General features: G+C 67.7%; 15 protein-coding genes. 11 read left to right on the forward strand and 4 right to left on the reverse strand.

What is annotated here, in order from left to right:
* Positions 1–5 precede the first annotated feature (5 nt).
* The 11 genes from AC5RW2_RS31280 to AC5RW2_RS31330 all read left to right on the forward strand — a co-directional run bounded on the left by AC5RW2_RS31280 (position 6) and on the right by AC5RW2_RS31330 (position 12728).
* Positions 6–2228, forward strand: coding sequence for an RNA degradosome polyphosphate kinase (locus tag AC5RW2_RS31280; RefSeq protein WP_494074894.1), 2223 nt, complete (start codon positions 6–8; stop codon positions 2226–2228).
* Complete coding sequence (locus tag AC5RW2_RS31285) at positions 2228–3187, forward strand: NUDIX hydrolase (RefSeq protein WP_494000527.1); 960 nt, start codon at positions 2228–2230, stop codon at positions 3185–3187. The genes AC5RW2_RS31280 and AC5RW2_RS31285 overlap by 1 nt, the downstream gene beginning before the upstream one ends.
* A gap of 104 nt (positions 3188–3291) precedes the next feature.
* Positions 3292–5142, forward strand: a complete 1851-nt coding sequence (locus AC5RW2_RS31290) for a hypothetical protein (protein ID WP_494074895.1) — start codon at positions 3292–3294, stop codon at positions 5140–5142.
* Positions 5139–5555, forward strand: coding sequence for a GntR family transcriptional regulator (locus tag AC5RW2_RS31295; RefSeq protein ID WP_494012753.1), 417 nt, complete (start codon positions 5139–5141; stop codon positions 5553–5555). Before AC5RW2_RS31290 ends, AC5RW2_RS31295 begins: the two co-directional genes overlap by 4 nt.
* A 97-nt stretch (positions 5556–5652) precedes the next feature.
* Positions 5653–6414, forward strand: a complete 762-nt coding sequence (locus AC5RW2_RS31300) for a thymidylate synthase (RefSeq protein WP_494074922.1) — start codon at positions 5653–5655, stop codon at positions 6412–6414.
* Entirely contained in the window at positions 6411–7025 is a 615-nt protein-coding gene (locus AC5RW2_RS31305; RefSeq protein WP_494012754.1) for a dihydrofolate reductase, read from the forward strand. The genes AC5RW2_RS31300 and AC5RW2_RS31305 overlap by 4 nt, the downstream gene beginning before the upstream one ends.
* 227 nt (positions 7026–7252) lie before the next feature.
* Positions 7253–8398 (forward strand): aspartate-semialdehyde dehydrogenase, encoded by a 1146-nt coding sequence (asd, locus tag AC5RW2_RS31310; RefSeq protein ID WP_494000531.1) that lies wholly within the window; start codon positions 7253–7255, stop codon positions 8396–8398.
* A 484-nt stretch (positions 8399–8882) separates the two neighbouring features.
* Positions 8883–10256, forward strand: a complete 1374-nt coding sequence (locus AC5RW2_RS31315) for a DUF222 domain-containing protein (RefSeq protein WP_494074896.1) — start codon at positions 8883–8885, stop codon at positions 10254–10256.
* Positions 10201–10713, forward strand: a complete 513-nt coding sequence (locus AC5RW2_RS31320; RefSeq protein ID WP_494074897.1) for an HNH endonuclease signature motif containing protein — start codon at positions 10201–10203, stop codon at positions 10711–10713. Before AC5RW2_RS31315 ends, AC5RW2_RS31320 begins: the two co-directional genes overlap by 56 nt.
* A gap of 226 nt (positions 10714–10939) precedes the next feature.
* A complete protein-coding gene (locus tag AC5RW2_RS31325) occupies positions 10940–11302 on the forward strand; it encodes a hypothetical protein (protein WP_494074898.1) in 363 nt (120 codons plus the stop codon).
* A 232-nt stretch (positions 11303–11534) separates the two neighbouring features.
* Positions 11535–12728 carry a carboxylate-amine ligase gene (locus AC5RW2_RS31330; protein ID WP_494074899.1) on the forward strand — a complete coding sequence of 398 codons (1194 nt, stop codon included), beginning with the start codon at positions 11535–11537 and terminating at the stop codon, positions 12726–12728.
* 55 nt (positions 12729–12783) lie between these two features.
* Here AC5RW2_RS31330 and AC5RW2_RS31335 read toward each other — a convergent pair whose 3' ends face one another.
* Genes AC5RW2_RS31335 through AC5RW2_RS31350 form a run of 4 tightly spaced genes read right to left on the reverse strand, consistent with a single transcriptional unit; the run spans position 12784 to position 15070 of the window.
* Entirely contained in the window at positions 12784–13863 is a 1080-nt protein-coding gene (locus AC5RW2_RS31335; protein ID WP_494074900.1) for a UDP-N-acetylmuramate dehydrogenase, read from the reverse strand.
* Between the two features lie 37 nt (positions 13864–13900).
* Positions 13901–14329, reverse strand: coding sequence for a MaoC family dehydratase (locus AC5RW2_RS31340; protein ID WP_494000536.1), 429 nt, complete (start codon positions 14327–14329; stop codon positions 13901–13903).
* On the reverse strand, positions 14326–14787 hold the full coding sequence (locus AC5RW2_RS31345) for an FAS1-like dehydratase domain-containing protein (protein WP_494025411.1): 462 nt from the start codon (positions 14785–14787) through the stop codon (positions 14326–14328). Before AC5RW2_RS31345 ends, AC5RW2_RS31340 begins: the two co-directional genes overlap by 4 nt.
* Before the next feature lie 28 nt (positions 14788–14815).
* Positions 14816–15070, reverse strand: a complete 255-nt coding sequence (locus AC5RW2_RS31350) for a hypothetical protein (RefSeq protein ID WP_494000538.1) — start codon at positions 15068–15070, stop codon at positions 14816–14818.
* Between the last annotated feature and the right edge of the window lie 9 nt (positions 15071–15079).

Genomic DNA, 15079 nt, shown 5'->3' on the forward strand with positions numbered 1-15079 from the left:
AGAGCATGGTCATCGAACCCGAAGCCGCAGCCATTCCCCGGCTGGGTTCCTCGGAAATGGTCCCTGCCCGCGCCACCCAGGACCGCATCGACATTCCGGAATTCGCGCCCTCGCTGGCGCCCGACGGGGACTTCACGCTGGAACGCTTCCTCGACCGGGAAATCAGCTGGCTGGACTTCAACGCACGGGTCTTGGAACTGGCCGAGGACGAGGACCTCTACCTGCTGGAGCGGCTGAACTTCCTCTCCATCTTTGCCTCCAACCTGGACGAGTTCTTCATGGTCCGGGTGGCGGGCCTGAAGCGCCGGATCGCCACCGGGCTGGCCGTGCCGTCCGCCGCCGGGCTCTCCCCGATCGAGCAGCTCGAACAAATCAAGGTCGCCGCGCACAAGCTGCAGCAGCGCCACGCCCGGATCTTCGCCGAGCAGATCCGCCCGGCGCTGGCCTACGAACACATCCACATCGTGCGCTGGGACGAACTGGACGAGGGGGCGCGGACCGAACTGTCCGTGATGTTCCGGGAGCGGGTGTTCCCGATCCTGACGCCGCTGGCCGTGGACCCGGCCCACCCCTTCCCCTACATCTCCGGGCTCTCGCTGAACCTGGCCGTGATCGTGCGCAATCCGGTGAGCGAAAAGGAACTCTTTGCCCGCCTCAAGGTCCCGGACCAGCTCTCGCGGCTGATCCCCGTGGACGGCCCCCGCGCCGGCTCGATCCCCGGCCGCACGGCCCGGTTCATCACCCTGGAAGACGTCATCGCCCAGCACCTGGACCTGCTCTTCCAGGGCATGGAAGTGCTGGAGCACCACACGTTCCGGGTGACCCGCAACGAGGACCTGGAAGTCGAAGAGGACGACGCCGAGAACTTGCTCCAGGCGCTGGAGAAGGAACTGCTGCGCCGCCGGTTCGGGCCGCCCGTGCGGCTGGAAGTGGCCACGGACATCAACCCCAGCGTGCGCGAGCTGCTGGTGCGCGAACTCGGCGTCGAAGAATCCGAGGTGTACGCGCTGCCCGCGCCGCTGGACCTTCGCGGGCTGGAGGCGATCTACCAGATCGACCGGCCGGACATGAAGTATCCGAAGCAGCTGGCGCACACCAGCCGCCACCTGAACGAAAGCGAAACGTCCAAGGCCGCCAACGTCTTCGCGGCCATGCGCCGGCGCGACATCCTGCTGCACCACCCGTACGACTCGTTCTCCACCTCCGTGCAGGCCTTCCTCGAGCAGGCCGCCGCCGACCCGAAGGTGCAGGCGATCAAGCAGACGCTGTACCGGACCTCGGGTGACTCGCCGATCGTGGACGCGCTGATCGACGCCGCCGAAGCCGGCAAGCAGGTGCTGGCGCTGGTGGAGATCAAGGCCCGGTTCGACGAGCAGGCCAACATCGACTGGGCGCGGAAGCTGGAACAGGCCGGCGTCCACGTGGTCTACGGCATCGTGGGCCTGAAGACGCACTGCAAGCTCTCGCTGGTCGTCCGCCAGGAAGGCGACGGGCTGCGCCGCTACTGCCACATCGGCACCGGCAACTACCACCCGCGCACCGCCCGCTATTACGAGGACCTGGGCCTGCTGACGGCGAACTACCAGGTGGGCGAGGACCTGTCCAAGCTGTTCAACCAGCTCTCCGGCTACGCCCCGAAATCCACGTTCAAGCGGCTGCTGGTGGCCCCGCGGTCGGTGCGCTCCGGCCTGATCGACCGGATCGAGAAGGAGATCGCCAACAGCAAGGCCGGCCGCGCCGCGCGCGTGGTGATCAAGGTGAACTCGATGGTGGACGAGGCCGTCATCGACTCGCTCTACCGCGCCTCGCAGGCCGGCGTGCGGGTCGACGTGATCGTCCGCGGGATCTGCGCGGTGCGTCCGGGCGTCCCCGGGCTGAGCGAAAACATCCGGGTCCGCTCCGTCCTCGGCCGGTTCCTGGAGCATTCGCGCGTGTTCGGGTTTGCCAACGGCGGCGAACCGGTGGTCTACATCGGCTCCGCCGACATGATGCACCGCAACCTCGACCGCCGCGTGGAGGCGCTGGTGCAACTGAACTCCCGCGAGGACATCAACGACCTGCTGTCCCTGATGGACCGCTACATGGACCCCGGAACCGCCAGCTGGCACCTGGACAGCGACGGCGCGTGGACCAGGCACCACAAGGACGACGACGGCAACCCGCTCTCGGATATCCAGTCCTGGCTGCTCGCCTCCCGCTCCCGCCAGCGCACCGCCACCCGCCGCTGATGACGCAGAGCAAGACCAGCGACGCCGGCGCTCCCCCGGGCGCCAGGATCACCGCCGCCGGGGCTTTGTGCTGGCGCGTCCGCCAGGGCCGGCTGGAAGTGCTGCTCATCCACCGGCCGCGCTACGACGACTGGTCCTGGCCCAAGGGCAAGCTGGACAGGGGCGAAACCACGCCCGAGTGCGCGGTCCGCGAGGTCCACGAGGAAATCGGCGTCCAGGTGCGCCTGGGCATCCCGCTGCCCACCATCCGCTACCGGGTCAGCGCCGGACTCAAGCAGGTGGTGTACTGGGCCGCCAAGCTGGAGAAACAGGACCCCGTGCCCGACGGCGACGAGGTGGACCGCGTGCTGTGGTGTCCGCCCGCCCGGGCCCGTGAACTCTTGACCAACCGTTCCGACGTGGAACCGCTGGACGCGTTGGAGGCCGCGCACCGGCGGGACGAACTCGATACCTATCCGTTCGTCGTCGTCCGCCATGCCAAGGCCAAACCGCGGTCTGCCTGGTCGCAGGCCGAGGGCGAGCGCCCGCTGGTCGCCACCGGGCGGCGGCAGGCGCTGGCCGTGTGCCGAATGCTGTCCGTGTGGAAGCCCAAACGGATCGTCTCGAGCCCCTGGCTGCGCTGCGTCCAGACCGTCACCCCGTACGTGCTGCACACCCAGACCAAGCTGCGGACCGTCGAGGCCATCACCGAACACAACAACGAGCGCAACCCGAAGAAGGCCCGGGCCGCCCTCATCCAGATGCTCGACAAGGGTAAGCCCACCGCCGTCTGCAGCCACCGGCCGGTGCTGCCGAACCTGTTCCAGGTGCTGGCGGACCGGATGGATCCCGAACTCGCCGCGCAGCTGCCCACGGACGATCCCTACCTGCGGCCGGGAGCCGTGCTGGTCTGCCACATCGCCAAGCACCGGGGCGGGCGGATCGTCGCGCTCGAAATACTCGACGCCTACGACGACTAGCGGCACCTGACGAGTGCTCGTGCCGCCGCCCGGCAACCCCCACCCTTGACCCCTTGCCGCTTTGTATCAAATACTTGATCCATTGATACAGCACGAGGGGGATCGTGGACTTACTGACCAGCACCATCACCGGCCTGCTGTTCGGCGCCGTCATCATCTACGGCGTGCTGCGGATCATCGCTGGCAGGGCCGGCGCCAGTGCAGCCATCCTCGCGGAGGCGGGCTCCGGCGTGGACACCGATCCATCGGACGGGGCCGGACTGGACGCCGCCCGGATGCATGCGTTCTGGACGGCCCTCATCGCGTTCTTCGCCAGCGGGCTGTCTGCGGCCTCGAAGGTCGGCGATATTCCGGCCGCCTACTACGCCGGACATACACCGGCGCCTTCCTGGCCGGCTGACCTGCTGACCGTCCTGGTGCCGCTGGTCAGCCTGGCCGGAATCTACATCATCGGCCAATACACCTGGCCCAAGCCCCGCGGCAGGGTCCGCCGCGCCGACATCACTATCCGGCGCATCCGCGACTACATCCCCTCGGCGCTGCTCTCAGTCATGATTTCGGCGGCCGTGCTGGCCGTGATCGCGGCGATCGTCGTCCGGGAGTTGCCGGGCATCGACGGATTCAGCGGTTCCCAATCCTTCGCCGGTGTTGAGGTCTCCGGCGGGCACAACGGCCGCCAGCCCGGCAGCTACTTTGCCCCGATCCTGCTGATCGGCATCCTGACGCTCGCGGCCGGCGTCGCCGCGGCGACGGCGGTCATCGTGCGCAGACGCTCCGTGGACTCGCTCAACCGCGAGGACAACGACATCTTGCGGCGCATCCTCATCAATCGATTGTTCCGCACGGCCACCTTGCTCTTCGCCACGCTCGGCACCATGGCAGTCAGCTTCGCCAATCACCAGGCGCCGGCCCTCATCCTCGACGGACCGGCACCGGCCACCGGCTGGGAACCCGCCCAGCAACTGGCAGGCTGGCTCACGGTCACGCTGATGATCGCCATGGCCCTGTGGCGCCCTCCCCAGCTGGCCCCCGACGGCACTCCGGGCCGTCCGGTCATCTACCGCGGCAGCTATGCCGCGGGGCAGGAGATCACGGAGTCCATGCATACCGTCGCGATGGTCTTCACCGCAGTTGCGCTGGTTGCTGTCGGTGGGTGGGCCGGTTTCGCGGTCCAGCCGGCCACCGTCTCCGACGACGGGAACCCCATCTTCCCTGCTTCGCCCTTACTATTGCTGCCTCTGGCGTTTGCGGTGCCGGTGGCCGTGTTTTTGGCCGTTGTCGCAGCCGGGGAAGTTCGGCTCTGGCGCGGCCACACCAGATCGTCCGACCAAGCCACTTCCGGCCCGCCCTCTTACGACCGGATGATGCCTGCGACCCGGCTGGTTCCGCGCCCGCTCCTTGCCGCCGTTGCCGCCGGCGCGGTGCTGCTGGCCGTCGCCATCGGCTTCAACGCCGCCGCCCCGGGCCGACAGCCCGACCTGCTGGCAGCCTTCGCCGTGGCCGGTCTTGCCCTGCCCATGCTCGGGGCAGCGGCCGTCCTGTTGGTGCACCGCCGTCCCCCGCTGTTCGAGGCAACGCCGGAGGCGGACAACTTGCTCCGCTGCGTTTCCGGCTTCCGCGTTGCGCGGATGACCGCCGGCGGGCTGTTCGCCCTGACCGCCCAACTGCTCAACGCCCATCCGGCGGCCTGGGGCTGGTTCCTGGACGGCGGCATCTCGTCCTACCTCCACCAGCTTTCCCCCGGCCTGCATACAGCGCTCCGCATCACCACGGCCGTGCTCTACCTGGCCGCCATCGTGCTGGCGCTTCTACCGGGAGCATCGCGGCCGCGCCGTTCGATGGCCAGCTATGTCGGCCACCCCGTCACGCAGCCCTCCGGCAACGCCGTCGGCGGGCCGCGCGACCTCGGCCGGGACCGCGACGAGCCCGCTGTTCGCCAGGACCGCACACCGTGAGCACCCAGATCCGGGTGGATCTGGCGGCACCGACTCCCCCGTACGAACAGATCCGCAGCCAGGTCGCCTCGCTCATCGCCGTCGGCACCTTGGCTGCCGGACAACGCCTGCCCCCGGTGCGCAGCCTGGCCGCAGATCTGGGTGTGGCCGCCGGCACCGTGGCCCGTGCGTACAAGGAGCTTGAGGCCGCGGGCCTGCTCGTCAGCCGCCGGCGCCATGGCACTACCGTGGCTGACACGGCAGCCGCCACGCACCAAACCGCAGCGGGATCCGCCGAGGTGGGCCTCGCCGTCGTACATTTGGTGCGCGCCGCCCGCGACGCGGGACTGGACGATGAGACGGTCCTGAACCTGGTTCGCGGCCAGTTGCGGCGCCCGCGCGGGTTCGCACCGGACGCACCGGACGCACCGTGAGCCTGCCGTCCCTCGGCAGCCGCCGCAGCACCCCTCAACTACACTGGACGCTGTGAACGCGATTCCCACCCCGTACGAGGACCTGCTGCGCGACGTCATGGCCAACGGCCGGGCCAAATTCGACCGCACCGGCACCGGCACCCGCAGCGTCTTCGGCCGCCAGCTCCGTTACGACCTGGCCCAGGGGTTCCCGCTGATCACCACCAAGCGCGTGCACTTCAAGTCCGTGGCGCTGGAGCTGCTGTGGTTCCTGCGCGGCGACTCGAACGTGAAATGGCTGCAGGAGCGCGGGGTCAAGATCTGGAACGAATGGGCGGACGCCGACGGCGAGCTCGGCCCGGTCTACGGGGTGCAGTGGCGGTCCTGGCCCACGCCCGACGGCGGACACATCGACCAGATCGCCCAGCTGGTCGATGACCTGAAGAACAATCCGGATTCGCGCCGCCACATCGTATCCGCGTGGAACGTGGCCGAGATCAAGAACATGGCCTTGCCGCCGTGCCACGCGTTCTTCCAGTTCTACGTGGCGGACGGCCGGCTGTCCTGCCAGCTGTACCAGCGCAGCGCCGACATGTTCCTGGGCGTGCCGTTCAACATCGCCTCCTACGCGCTGCTCACCCTGATGCTGGCCCAGCAGGTGGGCCTGGAACCGGGCGACTTCGTGTGGACCGGCGGCGACGTGCACGTCTACGACGACCACGTGGACCAGGTCCGCGAGCAGCTGTCGCGCGCCCCGTACCCCTACCCCACGCTCAACATCCTGCGGAAGCCCGAGAGCATCTTCGACTACTCGCTGGAGGACTTCGAGGTGGCCGGCTACCAGCACCACCCGGCCATTAAGGCACCGGTGGCCGTATGAGCGCCGACCACCCAGCCGCGCGCCCGTACCCGGACAGCGTCGCCGAAGCCGTACTCGGGGCCGGACGGACCGGGGCGCTCTCCGCTCCGGTGGTCGGGATGATCTGGGCACAGACCAGCAACGGCGTCATCGGCCGCGACGGCGGCATGCCCTGGCACCTGCCCGAGGACCTGGCACACTTCAAGCGGACCACGCTGAACCATCCGGTGATCATGGGACGCAAGACCTGGGAGTCATTTCCCGACAAGTACCGGCCGCTGCCGGGGCGCACCAACATCGTGGTCAGCCGGAGGCCGGAACTGCGCGGGCAGCTGGCCGCTGCGGGCGCCGTCGTCGTCGAAACCATCGAAGACGCCCTGGCGGAGGCGGCGGCCAGCCCGGGCAGCGACCAAATCTGGATCCTGGGCGGCGGCGAGATCTTCAACCTCGCCAGGCAGCACGCGAACGCGGCCTCGGTGACGGTCATCGACCTGGAGACGGACGGCGACACGTACGCCCCCCAGCTCGGCCCGGAATGGAAGTTCGAGGGCGTCAGCCCCACCGAGGACTGGCACACCGCGGCCAACGGCACCCGCTACCGCATCTCGCTCTGGGTCCGCGGCCCGGAGTAGGAGCGCTAAGGCCCTACGTGTAGGCCCGGCCGGAGCGGACAGGCCGGGCCTATGGAATTGCCGGCGCCGGGCAACGCCGTCGTCATGGTGACGCTTGCGCTCCACCCACTCTGTGCAACTCACAGCGCCACCTCGTGTAAGCCGCCGCGCCTACTTTGTGTAACCCGCAGCGCCTACCTTGTGTAACTCACAGCGCTTAAATTGACCCGGTCCGTAAAATGGAATGCATGACTTCCCCAGCAGCCACTTCATCTGCCCAGTCCGTCGGCCTGATCGGTTGGCGCGGCATGGTCGGCTCCGTCCTCATGCAGCGCATGCAGGATGAAGGCGACTTCGACCTCATCAACCCCGTGTTTTTCTCCACGTCGAACGCCGGCGGCGACGCTCCGTCCTTCGCCGCGGGTGCGGGCAAGCTGCAGGACGCGTACGACATCGAGACGCTGGCAAAGCTGCCGATCATCCTGACGGCGCAGGGCGGCGACTACACCGCCGAGGTGTACCCGAAGCTGCGCGACGCCGGCTGGGACGGCCTGTGGATAGACGCGGCGTCCACCCTGCGGATGCAGGACAGCTCCATCATCGTGCTGGACCCGGTCAACCGCGACGTGATCGACGCCGGCCTGGCGCGGGGCGTGAAGGAATTCATCGGCGGCAACTGCACCGTCTCCTGCATGCTCATGGGCCTGGGCGGACTGTTCAAGAACGGCCTCGTCGAGTGGGGCACGTCCATGACCTATCAGGCGGCCTCCGGCGGCGGCGCCCGGCACATGCGCGAACTGCTGAACCAGTTCGGTACGCTGAACGCCGCGGTGGCCGACGAGCTGGCGCAGCCCTCCTCCGCCATCTTGGAAATCGACCGCAAGATCCTCGCCCAGCAGCGCAGCCCCGAACTGGATGCTTCCCAGTTCGGCGTGCCGCTGGCCGGTTCCGTGATCCCGTGGATCGACAAGGACCTGGGCAACGGACAGTCCAAGGAAGAATGGAAAGCCCCCGCCGAGACCAACAAGATCCTGGGCTTGAGCGACGACAAGCGGATCCCGTTCGACGGCCTGTGCGTCCGTATCGGCGCCATGCGGTCGCACTCGCAGGCCCTGACATTGAAGCTCACCGAGGACCTGCCGGTGGCCGAAATCGAGCGGATCATCGACGCCGACAACGAGTGGTCCCGCGTGGTTCCCAATACCAAGGAAGCCACCATGGAGCACCTGACGCCGGTGGCGGCCAGCGGCACGCTCGAGATCCCGGTAGGCCGTATCCGCAAGCTGGAAATGGGTCCCGAGTACATCAGCGCCTTTACCGTGGGCGACCAGCTCCTGTGGGGCGCGGCGGAGCCGTTGCGCCGCATGCTGCGCATCGCCACCGGCAACCTTTAGGACCTGCCGCCCGAGGCCGGCGGAAGCCATGAGCCACGAGGAGCCCGTCCCTTTGGGGACGGGCTCCTGCTGTTGTAGGGGTGGGCTCCCGCTGGTGGCAGTTCGCTTTTCCGGCGGCGCAGGCTGCCCATGGAAGTCCCGCTACGCCGTATCCTGAGCTGTCCACATCAGGACACTATGCAGGGGACGCCGTCCTCCACAGGCAGTGGACGGCTCCGCTTCGAATCGTTCGCCTTCCGACTTGTCCTGCACGGGCAAGGTCGGCTCCGCGTTCAGCCGTCCACCTACTCAGTTGTCCTACACAGGGCAGGACGGTCCCCCGTTCAGCTGTCCGCCTGCTCAGTGTCCTACACAGGGGAATGACGGTTCCCCGTTCAGCCATTCGCCGGCTGAGTTGTCCTACACAGGCAGGTGTCGGGGGCAGGGCATGCACTTTCCTCGAAGACCCGTTCTACCCGGGGCGTGGGCTGCGTAGCGTTGAAGTATGGCAGCGGAACCGTTGGACGATGCGCAGGAGCCGGAGGAATCCTCCGGCACCCCTGCCGCGTCCGACGACGGTGCCGCGCCGGACAATGGTGCCGCGCCCGACAATGGTGCCGCCGAACCGGTACCGGTGCGGCGGGGGTGGGTGGACGACTGGCGGGAGCTGGGACCGGCGGAACTGGCAGGCCTGCTCGCCGGCACCGACCCCGCGGCTTTGGACGATTGGTCGACCCTCGACTACCTTCAGGCGGTGCGCAAACACGAGGTCTGGACCCAGTCCCGCAGGCTGCGGGCCGTGCACCGCCTGGCGGTGCTCCGCCCGGCAACCGGGCCCGACGCCGGGGCACCGGATGGGATCTGCCGGCACGCCGCCGCCGAGCTCGCACCCATCCTGGCCGTGCCCCGCCAACGCGCGGCAGCGGAACTGGCCGACGCACACCAGATCGCCACCTGCCTGCCCGCCACCCTCGCCGCCCTCGACGCCGGCGACCTCGACCTGCTCCGCGCCACCGCCATCGCTCGCAAAGGCGCCGGTCTGTCGCCCGAGGTCCTGGCCGGCTATGAAGCCCGCGTTGTTCCCGGCGCCGGGACCATCACCCTGGAATCCGTGCAGGCCCGGGCCCGCACCGCCCGCGACCGGCTGCACCCCGAACCCCTCGAGACCCGGCACCGGGCCGCGATGGAACGCCGCACCGTCCACTACCAGCCCCAGGACGACGGGATGGCCGAACTCTACATCCGCACCAGCGCCGACAAAGCCCTGCTCGCCTACAACCTGATGCAGGCCCACGCCCGCAAACTCCAAACCGCGGACGAAACCCGCACCCTGGGCCAACTCCGCGCCGACGTGTTCACCGACATGCTCCTGCGCTACCCAGGCCACGCCTACCAGCCCGCCACAGCCACAGACACAGACACCGGAACCGCAGCCGGCGACACAACCGCCACCCAGACGGCCACCGACAACTGCGGAACAGCGGCCACCCAAGCATCAACCGGACCGAGAGCAGCAACCCGTTCCGGAACTGCTGCCGGATCCGGGACCGCGCTCGGCTCTGTAACGAACGCAACGGCAATGACAACGGCAGCCGCTCCACCTGGCGCCCCCGAGAAAACCGGCCCAGAAATCCCGGACGCGGACGTTGCGGCGTGCACCGCACCGAAACACGGCAGCCGGAGGGACGGCAGGGCAGGGTCCCTGTACCTGCGGTGCCGGGAACGTGACCGCCTCGGTCGCCGTCACCGCGCCCCTGCACACCCTGCTCCGGCTCGCCGAAGAACCCGGCGACCTCACCGGCTACGGGCCGATCCCGCCCGGCATGACCGGCGACCTTGCCGCGCTCGCCAAGTCCTGGTTGATCGTGCTCACCGATGACTATGGCAAGGCAGCCGCCGTCGCCAAAGACCTGCGCACCCCGCCCGAATGGCTCAAACGCCTCGTCCGGCTACGCGACCGCCGCTGCCGCGACTACGGCTGCACCGTCCCCGCCGACCACTGCGACATCGACCACACCATCGCCTGGGAAGACGGCGGCACAACAGTCATCGAAAATCTCAGCGCCAGATGCAAACCCGGGCACAAAACCAAACACCACGGCGGCGGAACCGTCAGCCAAGACAGCGACGGGACCCTCCACTTCACCACCCGCTCCGGCCACACCCACACCACCACCCCCGACGAAGGCTGGACGCTCACGCTCCCTTCGGCACCCGGCGCAGAAGAAGCCACGGAAAACGGAGCCAACGGGGCAAACAGTCCGCGGAATGAGACCAGCGGTGATGGCGACGAAGCCACGGACGGCCCATGGGACAACACCCCGCCACCGTTCTAGACGCCCCACTGCTCCAACCGACATGAAGCGAAACCCATAGCAAGAGGATTCAACAGTGACCAGGTATGCGAGGCCCAAGGCGCGAGTCGACGACGTGCTACGGGAGTTCTTCGTCCAACAACGTCAGGTAAGACCAATCCAGCTCGACCGCTCACTCAGGTTGGAGGCTCACCTTCGGCGCTTCCTGGAGACCTGCGGCCCTGCCTACCTCTCAGAAGAATGGTGGATGATGCTTCAGTTGGAACAGTGCTTCCAACCGCAGGGTGCCTTCGCGCGGTTACTGCCCGCCGATTATTTGCTGCCACCGATGCATGAGTTCTTGTCACCTGACTGGCTCATGGATCACGGTACAGACCGGTTGGTTCAGGTGAACCACAGCTACCGTCTGGTCTGCTGGCTTTGCGGCAGCGGGCTGGTCAATCTTCGTGCGCTTCGCCCGAGCATCATCCGCTTCATGATTCGGCATGACGAGCTTTCCGCACACTCCAAGCGCCGCGCCGAACGGCAGCGCATTCCACGACCGGCAGGAGCACCGCAGGTCGAGGACCCGCAGGCTGACGCGACAATCAGACGGGAAGACCTTCCCTAGGAGCATGCCGCGTCAGACAGGGTCGCCGAATGTCCGAAGACCTCCCGCTCGGCGCGGCCTGGACGCACGACGCCGAGTCCGCACACACCTCTTGGTGATCGCCAGCGAAGTGAGGCGAGGTTCGGTTGCCGCTGTGGACCGCCCGGCTTCCCGCACGTACTCTTGGTGAGCCCGGCTAAGCAGCGGCATCCCGGCCGTCACCCTCAACACAAGCCCGGCGAAAGGTGGTTGCATGCGCACTTTCGGTGTCGAAGAGGAGCTACTGCTGGTCGACCCCGCCACGGGCCTGTCTGTGCCGCGTGCGGCAGCCGTCATGGACCAGTACCGCCTCACAGCGGGAGAAGCCCAGCAACCCGGGCAAACGGACGTCGCTGCTGCCTCTGCCTCAACCGGCCCGACGCTCGCAACCGAACTCCAGCAGGAACAGATCGAGGTCATCTCCCCGCCCCGCGCAACCTTGTCCGATCTGGCAGCCGAGATTCTGGCCGGACGAGCCTTGGCCGACACTTGTGCCCGCGCGTCAGGAGCAAGGGCCGTTGCGCTGGCCACATCGCCGTCGCCGGCCGCACCGCATCCAGCTCCTGATACCCGTGTCCAGGCACTGAGGGCGCAGTTCGGGCTGACCGCAGAAGAGTCCTTGACCTCCAGCTGCCATGTCCACGTCAGCGTGGATTCTGAGGAGGAGGGCGTAGCTGTGCTGGACCGCATTCGGATTTGGCTTCCCGTACTCGCCGCCCTCAGCAGCAATTCCCCGTTCTGGCAGGGCCGCGACACCGGGTACGCCGGTTTCAGAACCCAGGCTTGGTTGCGCTGGCCGGGCACCGGGCCTTCGGAAATATTCGGGTCGGCTGCCGCCTACCACCGCTCGCTCCGGCGTGCCTTGGACAGCGGCGTCGTACTCGACCACGCCATGCTTTATCTCGACGCGCGGCTATCCCACAAGCACCCGACGGTCGAGATCCGGGTGGCCGATGTCTGCCTTCAGGCCAGCGACACCGTGTTGATCGCCGGTTTGTCGAGGGCACTCGTGGAGACGGCGGCGAGAGAGTGGAGGTCCGGGTTGCCCCCGGCACCGGTTCCGGCGTCGGTACTCCGGTTGTCCGCTTGGCAAGCCAGCCGCTGGGGCATCGCCGGCAATCTCCTGCATCCACTCACCGGCGTTCCTTGCCCTGCCGACACCGTGATCTCCCTGCTCTTCGAGCACACCCGGCAGGCCCTTGCCGACGCCGGGGACGAGACCGGCATCGGGCTCCTATGCCAGGAGGTCCAGGCGCGAGGCACGGGCTCCCGGCAGCAGCGCGAGGCCTTCGCACGCGGAGGCCTCGTGGCCTTGGCAAGCACAGCGGCCTACTTCACCCACCTCACGCGGCAGGAACCTGCGCTGGCGGACGAGGCCCTCGTGTCTGAAGCGGCCGGGCATTCATAGGCGCACTCATGCGGGCACCGGGCACCCGGTGTGCGGAGGACCAAGAGGCCTCCCGCTACAGACTGCAGCCGATCAGAAGCGGCTCAGGCTGAAGCCGGATCCCGAAGGATTGTGCGACTCCGTCCCGGACTACGCGTGCAATCGCGAGGATATCTTCGGCGCTGGCGCCGCCGCGATTGGTAATTGCCAACGTGTGTTTGGTCGAAAGCGAGGCGCGGCCGCCCGCCACCTCATAGCCGCTGAGGGGACCGTTTGACGTTCCCGAAAGCCCAAAGCCCTTCGAAAAGCCCGCGTGGTCAATCAGCCAGGCAGCACTTAGCTTGGCCTTGTCCTCCGCCGGCCAGCGTGGCGCATCAGCCGGCAGTTTCGCCGCCGTGTCCATGTCGACGATGGGGTTCGTGAAGAACGAGCCCGTGCTGAACGTATCCCGGTCGGCTAAATCGTGAACCATGCCCTTGGAGGCGCGGAGCCGGAGTACCTCACGGCGAACGTCGGCGGCCTTGGCCACGCCTCCGACGTCGACACCCAGCACGCGTGCCAGCTCGGCGTAACGGACCGGAAGGCTCTGACGGCTGGGGGCCAGGCGAAACTCGACTTCCAGTACCACGAAGCGTGGAGATCCGTTGGACGTGCTTTGTTTCAGGACCGAATCCCGATAGCCGAAGGTGAGGTCGCGGTTCGCGAATTCCCGGACGGACCCGGTCTTACGATCCCAGGTGCGCACCCGGACGATGGTCTGCGAGACATCGGATCCGTAAGCGCCGACGTTCTGAACGGGCGTTGCCCCGGTCAGTCCGGGAATGCCGGAGAGGGCCTCCAGCCCGGCCCACCCGTTGTCGACCGTCAGCGCCACCAGCTCGTCCCATGGGTGGCCCGCCTGCACCGTTAGTCCGACGGCGCCGTCTTCCTCGCGGACGCTGTAGCCGCGGTTGGCGATGGCCACCACGGTGCCGGGGTATCCGTCGTCGGAGATCACGAGGTTGGACCCGCCGCCAATGACGAGCAGGTGGTCTCCGGACTCGTCGGCGGCACGGACAGCCTCGATGATCTCGGACTCGGAGCCTGCTTCAATGAATTGCCGGGCGGGACCGCCCACACCGACCGTAGTCAGCGGCGCAAGAATCGTTTCAGTCACGGTGCCGGCCTCTCACCCGCCGTGGGGGCGGTGCGGTTTACCAAATCTTGACGACCGCCTGGGCTTTGACCAGTACCTTCACCCCTGCAGCGGTTACGGTGAGGTCGACCCGTGCCGTGCCGTTGTCCTGGTCGATGGCCCCGATGGCGCCGCTGACGTCGATCGTGGCGCCGGGTCCGTCGAGATCTTCCACGAGGACCGGCTTCGTGAAGCGCGTCTGGTAGTCGACGACGGCGGCCGGGTTGCCGATCCAGTCCGTCACCAGCTGCACCGCGGCGCCCATGGTGAACATGCCGTGCGCGATGACGCCGGGGAGGCCTACCTGCTCGGCGAAGCGTCCGTTCCAGTGGATCGGGTTGAAGTCGCCGGACGCTCCCGCGTACCTGACCAGGTCCGCGCGGGAAACCTCAATGCTCCGTGAGCCAATGTCCTGTCCAACAGTCAGTTCGTTCAGTTCAACGCTCACTGGCCTTCCCCTCTCACCAGGATCGACGACGTGGTGGTGGCCGTTTTCTCGCCGGCGACGGTGCTGATTTCCGCCCGGGTGGTGATCATGGCGCCGCCGCCCATCGCTCGCACTTGGTCAACGTGCAACTCGGCCACCAGTTCGTCGCCGGCGACGATCGGCCGGTGGTGCACGAACCGCTGGTCAGCATGGACCACACGGGAGAAATCGATCCCGGAATCCGGGTCCTCGATCAGCCGGGCGTCCGCACGCTGGGCCACGATGATGGCGAAGGTGGGCGGAGCCACCAGATCGACATAGCCCAGTTCCTGCGCGGCTTCGACGTTGAAGTGCGCTGGATGCGTGGCCTTGACCGCCGATGCGAACTCCCGGATCTTCTCGCGGCCCACGGTATAGGCGGGGCCGGCCGGGTAGGTGCGGCCGGCGAGGTCGGGGTTGACCCCGGCATGTTCGGACATGGATCTCCTTCAGATGGAGTGGATGGGACTATCGACGCTTCGCTGGCCGTGTGCCCCGCGGGTGGGCGGCTGCCTGCCGGGCCCGGGCGTCGCGGAACCGGACCAGCAGCCCGGCCAGGTGGGTCAGCAAACCCGTGATGATGGCGGCCAGTGCAGCCCAGATCAGCCATTGGATGCTCGCCGACGCGGCGATGACAGACAGGAGGATCCCGACGCCGATCAGCACCATGGCAGAGATGACCAGCTTGCGGTACAGCGGCGAGCCAAGGTCCCAAGGATTCATACCTCAAGG

Source organism: Arthrobacter sp. B0316-1-20 (assembly GCF_059091865.1).